The organism is Pseudomonas sp. CFBP2511, assembly GCF_030209255.1.
In the GTDB taxonomy this organism is placed as follows: Bacteria; Pseudomonadota; Gammaproteobacteria; order Pseudomonadales; family Pseudomonadaceae; genus Aquipseudomonas; species Aquipseudomonas avellanae.
Window position 1 is genome coordinate 297,495 of the sequence record NZ_JARVSI010000001.1, and the last position, 7,412, is coordinate 304,906.

General features: G+C 57.1%; 8 protein-coding genes. 1 reads left to right on the forward strand and 7 read right to left on the reverse strand.

All coding sequences use genetic code 11. The features are described 5' to 3' along the window. Positions 1-79 precede the first annotated feature (79 nt). Positions 80-1,302 (forward strand): IS3 family transposase gene (locus QRN38_RS01395; protein WP_162839065.1). Its coding sequence is split into 2 segments (ribosomal slippage): positions 80-431 and positions 431-1,302, totalling 1,224 coding nucleotides; the frame shifts between segments, so codons are not numbered across the junction. Positions 1,303-1,837: 535 nt separating this feature from the next. Here the strand turns inward: QRN38_RS01395 and rpoS are convergent. The 7 genes from rpoS to QRN38_RS01430 form a co-directional block, all read right to left on the reverse strand. Next, positions 1,838-2,845, reverse strand: coding sequence for an RNA polymerase sigma factor RpoS (gene rpoS / locus QRN38_RS01400; protein ID WP_005616022.1), 1,008 nt, complete (start codon positions 2,843-2,845; stop codon positions 1,838-1,840). Between the two features lie 104 nt (positions 2,846-2,949). Further along, positions 2,950-3,816, reverse strand: a complete 867-nt coding sequence (locus QRN38_RS01405) for a peptidoglycan DD-metalloendopeptidase family protein (protein ID WP_005766016.1) — start codon at positions 3,814-3,816, stop codon at positions 2,950-2,952. A 205-nt stretch (positions 3,817-4,021) separates the two neighbouring features. Continuing rightward, entirely contained in the window at positions 4,022-4,657 is a 636-nt protein-coding gene (locus QRN38_RS01410) for a protein-L-isoaspartate(D-aspartate) O-methyltransferase (protein WP_005766015.1), read from the reverse strand. 41 nt (positions 4,658-4,698) lie between these two features. Then, positions 4,699-5,448 carry a 5'/3'-nucleotidase SurE gene (gene surE / locus QRN38_RS01415; protein ID WP_003377848.1) on the reverse strand — a complete coding sequence of 250 codons (750 nt, stop codon included), beginning with the start codon at positions 5,446-5,448 and terminating at the stop codon, positions 4,699-4,701. Continuing rightward, positions 5,436-6,494, reverse strand: a complete 1,059-nt coding sequence (gene truD / locus QRN38_RS01420; protein ID WP_005766013.1) for a tRNA pseudouridine(13) synthase TruD — start codon at positions 6,492-6,494, stop codon at positions 5,436-5,438. Before truD ends, surE begins: the two co-directional genes overlap by 13 nt. Continuing rightward, positions 6,491-6,964, reverse strand: a complete 474-nt coding sequence (gene ispF, locus QRN38_RS01425; RefSeq protein WP_005766012.1) for a 2-C-methyl-D-erythritol 2,4-cyclodiphosphate synthase — start codon at positions 6,962-6,964, stop codon at positions 6,491-6,493. Before ispF ends, truD begins: the two co-directional genes overlap by 4 nt. A gap of 53 nt (positions 6,965-7,017) precedes the next feature. Beyond that, a partial coding sequence (locus QRN38_RS01430; RefSeq protein WP_285362354.1) for an alpha/beta hydrolase-fold protein occupies positions 7,018-7,412 on the reverse strand: 395 nt, incomplete at its 5' end.

The following is a 7,412-nucleotide window of genomic DNA, read 5'->3' on the forward strand; positions in this document are numbered from 1 at the left end:
CCTTTCAAGGGCCTTTTTTTGAAATTTGTCCCGTCCTGAATAAGGTTTACACCTTCTGACCTTTCCTCAGGAGGACTCAATGGATTCGGGTAAAGGGCGCAGCCAGCGCGATTACACGCTAGCCTTTAAATTATCGGTCGTAGATCAGGTTGAAAAAGGCGAGTTGAGTTATAAAGAAGCCCAACGACGCTATGGCATCCAAGGCCGGTCGACGGTGCTGGTCTGGTTACGAAAGCACGGTCGACAGGATTGGAGCCAAGGCGCATCAATTCGAGAGCAGAGGAGCAGGTCCATGACCGAGCCAACCCTCCCGCCGACACCCGAGCAGCGGATTAAAGAGCTTGAAGAACAGCTGGAGCTGAGCAATCAGAAGGCTCAGTTCTTTGAAGCCGTCGTCAACGTTCTGAAAAATGACTACGGCGTTTCTGTCGTAAAAAAGCCACCCGGCAAGTCCTCTCGCAAGGGCAAATCCAAGACCTGAGCATTACCAGGGCTTGCCTGTTCATGGGTATTTCGCGCCAAGCGTATTACAAGCGTAATCGCGCTTTTGACGCGAGAGTCTGCCAAGACCAAGAGGTGGTGGACTTCGTCCTGGAAAAGCGGCGTCGCCAGCCCAGGTTGGGAACGCGCAAGCTGCACTACTTGATGAGCGTCGAAGCTCCTGCGTCGTTGTGCGTGGGTAGAGATCGTATGTTTACTATCCTTCGTGGTGCGCGCGAGCTGGTTCCGCGTAAACGGGCTTATCACAAGACCACTCATAGCCATCATCGCTTCCGTCGCCACCCCAACCTGCTCAAAGCAGGTCCAGAACAAGTCGTGGCCAATGGACCCGAACAGGTCTGGGTTGCAGACATAACCTATCTGCCTACGCAGGAAAGCGTGGCCTACGTGAGCCTTGTGACAGATGCGTACTCACGTAAGATCGTTGGCCATCACGTGCATGAGAGCCTGCATGCCCAATCGGTGATGAAGGCACTGGAAAAAGCGGTAGGAGAGCGAAAAACCGATCAGATGCTGATTCATCATTCAGATCGCGGCGCCCAGTACTGCTCCGATCTCTATCAGCAGCTGCATACCAGGCATGGAGTCCGGTGCTCGATGACTGATGGCTATGACTGTTATCAGAACGCTATGGCCGAGCGAGTAAACGGGATTTTGAAGACCGAGTTTCTACTCCATCGGCCTAAAGACTTGGCAGATGCAGTGAAAATGGTTGACGAATCGGTGCAGATCTACAATGGGGAGCGGCCACACTTATCCCTGAAATACAAAACGCCAGATGCGGTGCATCGGGCGTTTTGAGCGTGAAACAGGTGTAAACCTATTTCAGGACTAGACAATTCACTTTTGCATAGACGAAAAAAAGGGGCGGTATGACCCGCCCACATTTTGTCCTTAATCCCTGTATTCCCTTGTCATCGTCCTGATGAATCGCTTCCCGCGATGTCCTGACCGTCATCCTTGATGGCCTGTGCCTGTCCGTTGGCACAGCTTCGATAGTAGAGATTTAACCTCACAGAGCAACACCCGAAACGCTCCAGAATATTTCTGCAGTAGCACGCCTGAAAAATAAAAATGCTTTTAAATCATGAGCTTGCCAATAAAAAAACGACTGCATGACGACAAGTCTCACCCTTGATACCTAGATAACTTACAACACGCGTGCGCGATGACTTACAAGGTTTGCACACCGCCCACCCGATCACGCCCCGTGCTGCCGGCAACAACGGCATCACCGGGCAAATGGCCTCGAACGATTGAAATGACGAAAGACATACAAAAAAGCCGATATACACATCATGTGTTATATCGGCTTCGGGTTTACGCGGTGGGAGGTTTACTGGAAGAGTGACTCGCTGGACAGGCCGTTCTTTTCGAGGATCTCACGCAGGCGTTTCAGCCCTTCAACCTGTATCTGCCTTACACGCTCGCGCGTCAGACCGATCTCAAGCCCTACATCTTCAAGCGTGCTGCTTTCGTGCCCGCGCAAACCGAAGCGGCGGATGACGACCTCACGCTGCTTTTCGGTGAGCTCGGATAGCCACTGGTCAATGCTCTGCGACAGATCATCATCCTGCAGCAACTCGCAGGGGTCGGTCGGACGGTCATCAGTCAGGGTGTCGAGCAGGGTCTTGTCCGAGTCAGGTCCCAGAGATACGTCCACCGACGATACGCGCTCGTTAAGGCCCAGCATGCGCTTGACCTCTCCTACCGGTTTTTCCAGCAGGTTGGCGATCTCTTCAGGGGATGGCTCGTGATCGAGCTTCTGGGTCAGCTCTCTGGCTGCACGCAAGTAGACGTTCAGCTCTTTGACCACGTGAATCGGCAACCGGATGGTCCGGGTCTGATTCATGATCGCACGCTCGATGGTCTGACGAATCCACCAGGTGGCGTAAGTAGAGAAGCGGAAGCCGCGTTCGGGATCGAACTTTTCAACGGCGCGGATCAAGCCAAGGTTGCCCTCTTCGATCAGATCCAGCAATGAAAGACCACGATTGACGTAACGCCTGGCGATTTTAACCACCAGCCGCAGATTGCTCTCAATCATGCGTTTGCGCCCGGCCGGATCTCCACTTTGCGACAACCGCGCAAAATGCACTTCTTCTTCCGGAGACAGCAGAGGGGAAAACCCGATTTCATTGAGGTACAGCTGGGTAGCATCGAGCGCCCGCGTGTAATCAATGTATTTGTGTTGTTTGAGCGACGTTGATTGCTTGGCCTTGGTGCGTCCCGAGGCAGCAGCAGGCTGCTTCTCGTTTGACGCTTCCTTCAGGACAATGCCGGCTTCCATAAGGAGCACTTCATCATCGATGTCAAACTCCGGCGCTTCGTTGCCAAGAGCCATTGTTTTAGTCCTTTGGTGAGTTCGACCTCAAGCTCCAGTGCCGCCTGGTTCCATGGCAACACGTGAGCCTGTTCCTATTTACGTCAGGAACAGGCTGGCAACTATCAACGGCGTGGCAAGAATCCCAATGGATCTACAGGTTTCCCTTGGCGGCGAATCTCAAAATGCAGTTTCACCCGGTCAGTTCCTGTTGACCCCATCTCGGCAATCGTCTGCCCTGCCTTGACCTGTTGCCCCTCCCGTACTAACAACCTGCGATTATGACCGTAGGCACTGACGTAGGTGTCGCTGTGTTTGATGATGATCAATTCGCCGTAGCCCCGTAATCCACTTCCGGCGTAAACAACTGAACCATCAGACGCTGCCAAAACAGGCTGTCCCAAATCACCAGCGATATCAATTCCTTTATTCAAACTGCCGTTTGAGGAAAATTTACCTATCAAAATGCCACTGGAAGGCCAGGTCCAACCCGTAGGAGACTTGCCCGCCGGGCCTGTGCCGGTGGTCGCGGAGGGAGGTATCACCACAGGTACAACCGTGATCGGCTTGGAAATAACCGTGGTTTTGACCGAGCCCGAGCTGCTCGTGCTGGTCGATGTGGTCGTCACCGGACGTGTACCGGAAGGCCCTGAAGCGACCTCGGATGTTGAAGAGGAGCGTCCGTCAAAGCGAATTGTCTGACCTGGTTTGATGGTAAACGGCTCCGGGATCTGATTGCGCGCCGCCAGCGCTTTCCAGTCCCAGCCGTAACGGAATGCAATCGAAAAGAGCGTGTCACCGCGCCTGACGACATACTGACCGGTGGTCACTGTCGGACGTTGCGCTACGGTGTTGCCGTTGCGATCGACCACGCGAACGCCGCCCGAGGGCGAGCTGGAGCAGCCGACCAAAAGGACACTGAGAGCAATGCCAATCACCAGACGCTGAAAATTTCTTGAAGACCTGAGCTGCTGAATGACTGTGAGACTCACCCGCCACTCCCTTTTACCGGTGACTGAATTCAAAAAGATGCCTATTGTGCCGTAATAGCGACGGGCAGCCAGTGATTAAGCGCTGAAACGTTGTTATGTATCAATCAGCTACATGAAATGATGCCATCAGGCCATTTAACATTTCGGGCCGCGCGCTGTAGACCGAGGACTGACGCCAGAATTCACTCGCGGGTGCAGACAATCTTTACGCAATCGGCCCATTGAGCAGCGGGACGAAGCGCACAGCGCCGAGTACATGCCGGGAAAAACCGTTTTCTTCACGAATGATCAGCATCAGTTGCTGAACCTCGCCAGCCCCCACCGGTATGACCAGCCGGCCTCCGGGGGCCAGTTGATCGAGCAGCGCCTGCGGCACATCGGTCGCGACTGCCGTCACGATGATGCCGTTGTAGGGCGCCAACGCCGGCCAGCCCTCCCAGCCGTCGCCCCAGCGGAAAACCACGTTGCGCAGGTTGAGTTCGACCAGCCGTTCCTTGGCGCGGTCCTGAAGGCCCTTGATGCGCTCGACCGAAAACACCCGCTCCACCAGTTGCGACAGCACGGCGGTCTGATAGCCGGAACCGGTGCCGATCTCCATGACCTTGTCGAGCGGCCCGGCTGCCAGCAGCAGCTCGCTCATCCGCGCAACCATGTAAGGCTGGGAAATGGTCTGGTTGTGACCGATTGGCAGTGCAGTGTCTTCATAGGCGCGATGCGCCAGCGCTTCATCGACAAACAGGTGCCGGGGCGTCTTGCGGATAACGTCCAGCACACGCTGGTTGGCGATGCCTTCTTCGCACAGACGCTGAATCAGGCGCTCGCGGGTTCGCTGCGAGGTCATCCCGATCCCGCGTCGTAGTAGATCATCCTGCTCGCGAGACATCAGCGCCGCCCCTCCAGCCAGTTGTTCAGGCTGCTGAAGCCGTCCTGATAGGTGCGATCCAGCTGCAACGGGGTGATCGACACATAACCCTGCATGACCGCATGAAAGTCGGTCCCGGCACCGCCGTCCTCGACGTCGCCGGCAGCAGCGATCCAGTAACCGGCGCGACCCCGCGGATCGACCACCTTGACCGGCGCCGCAGCGCGGGCACGGTGGCCCAATCGGGTCAGTTGAATGCCGCGGATATGCTCCAGCGGCAGGTTCGGAATATTCACGTTCAGTACCGTGCGGGGTGGCAGGTCGAATTGCTCGTGGGCCTCGACCAGCAAACGCGCATAATGCGCCGCCGTCGCCAGGTTATCCGGCTGACGGGACAAAAACGAAAAAGCAAACGAGGGACGCTGCAGAAAACGCCCTTCAAGCGCTGCGGCGACCGTTCCGGAATACAGTACATCGTCGCCCAGATTGGCACCCAGATTGATGCCTGAAACCACCATCCCGGGCTCTCGCTCCAGCAGCCCGTGAATCCCCAGGTGCACGCAGTCGGTCGGCGTACCGTTGAGACTGATGAAGCCATTAGCCAGGGTTTGCGGGTGCAACGGCCGATCAAGTGTCAGCGAACTGCTGGCACCACTCTTGTCTTGATCAGGCGCGATCACCACGCACTCGGTATAGTCCGCCAGCGCCGCATAGAGCGCTGCGAGACCGGGCGAGTTCACCCCGTCATCATTTGATATCAGAATACGCATGGGCTGTCCGTCTGCCCAACCGGCACCAGATCAACGAGTTCGCGCACCAAAACAGTGGCAAAGCATCCGGGCGGAAGGACGAATTCCAGTTGCAGAATGTCAGGCTCGGGATAATGCCACGTCAGCCGCCCAATGGGCAGTCGCAGGATGCGACGTTCGTGCTCCATGCCGGCCCTGACCAGCCAGTCGCGCAGCACCGACTCATCGTTGGCGATGGCGTTTTCCAGCGCTGCGGTGGCACCGCCAGCTGGCGATGGGCCTTCACCCCACTGCGGGCCGGTGGGATGGAGGTCGAGAATGGCCAGTCGGGGGTCGCTGCATTCATCAACATCAGCCGGGAAAAAGCTGCGGCTGTCAGTGAACGCCAGCAAATCGCCTACCTGAGCCTTCTGCCAGCTGCCATCGGCAACACGCGCTGCCAAGACACGATTGAACAGGTAGCTGCGCGCGGTGGACAACAGCCGCGAACGCACTGCACGTTGTTCAGGCAGCGCCTTACGGCCTGCGTAATCGCGCGCCTCGCCCAGATTGCCGCCCTGATAGCCGAAACGCTGCACACCGAAATAGTTGGGTATGCCCTGCAGGGCGATGGTTTCAAGGCGTTGATTCAACGCCTCCTTGTCACCCTCCAGTTGGGTCAGCCTGAGCGTGAAACCATTGGCGGCGTGGGCACCGCGCTGCAACTTGCGCTTGTGTCGCCCGCTCTTGAGAATCTGCAGCGTAGCGTCCTGCGCGGCCGAAAGGTCCGGATCGGCCTTGCCCGGCAGCTGAATGCTGAACCATTGACGGGTCAGCGCCTGGCGGTCTTTCAACCCGGCATAACTGACCGTACGCAACTGAACACCCGCGGCACGTGCCAGCCTGCGAGCGGCTTCCTCGGTGTTCAGGCCGCGCTTTTCGACCCACAGCCACAAGTGCTCGCCATCGCCGGACAGCGGGATGTCGAGTACTTCGTCAACCTGAAAGTCTTCGGCTGTTGCCTTCAGGGCTGCACGCCCCAGTGCATCGCCGTACGCCCGCGGCCCCAGCAGTTCGAGTTCGTTCATGCGCGCAGCAACAACGCGACAGCATGCACCGCAATGCCTTCTTCACGGCCGGTGAAGCCGAGTTTTTCCGTGGTCGTCGCTTTCACGTTCACCTGATCCAGCTCCACCAGCAGATCCTCGGCGATCAACGCACGCATGGCATCAATGTGCGGTGCCATTTTCGGTGCCTGGGCGACAATGGTGGCGTCGACATTGCCGACCTTCCAGCCTTTGCCGTGGATCTGCTTGAGCACATGACGCAGCAATACGCGGCTGTCAGCGCCTTTGAATTGCGGGTCTGTGTCGGGAAAGTGTTTGCCGATGTCGCCCAGCGCTGCCGCGCCCAATAGCGCATCGCTCAGCGCATGCAGCAGGACATCGCCATCGGAGTGGGCCAGCAGGCCGAACCCGTGTGCAATCCGCACGCCGCCCAAGGTAATGAAATCGCCTTCAGCGAAACGGTGCACATCATAGCCATGGCCAATACGCATAAAAAAACGCCCTGAAAAAAGTCAGGGCGTGATTCTACCTGCTTTGGCGCGCGTTAGCTGTTCAAGGCTGCAGCGTGATGCCTCAGATGGTCTTCGATGAAACTGGCGATGAAGAAATAGCTGTGGTCATAGCCAGGCTGCATCCGCAGTGTGAGCGGATAATGCGCAGCCTTCGCGGCCTGAACCAAAACCTCTGGCTTGAGCTGATTGAGCAGAAAATCGTCACGATCACCCTGATCAACCAGCGTCGGAAGTTTTTCCGCAGCCTCGGCAATCAACACGCTGGCATCCCATTCACGCCAGCGCGAGCGGTCTTCGCCCAGATAACGCGAGAATGCCTTCTGGCCCCACGGGCAATCGATCGGATTGCTGATCGGCGAAAATGCCGACACCGATTTGTAGCGACCCGGATTGCGCAAGGCACACACCAGCGCGCCGTGACCACCCA

What these genes read in the sequence shown, in the direction of transcription:
- ispF (WP_005766012.1), bottom strand. Translation starts at nt 6,964, where the DNA reads ATGCGTATTGGCCATGGCTATGATGTGCACCGTTTCGCTGAAGGCGAT.
- QRN38_RS01410 (WP_005766015.1), bottom strand. Translation starts at nt 4,657, where the DNA reads ATGACCTCGCAGCGAACCCGCGAGCGCCTGATTCAGCGTCTGTGCGAA.
- rpoS (WP_005616022.1), bottom strand. Translation starts at nt 2,845, where the DNA reads ATGGCTCTTGGCAACGAAGCGCCGGAGTTTGACATCGATGATGAAGTG.
- surE (WP_003377848.1), bottom strand. Translation starts at nt 5,448, where the DNA reads ATGCGTATTCTGATATCAAATGATGACGGGGTGAACTCGCCCGGTCTC.
- truD (WP_005766013.1), bottom strand. Translation starts at nt 6,494, where the DNA reads ATGAACGAACTCGAACTGCTGGGGCCGCGGGCGTACGGCGATGCACTG.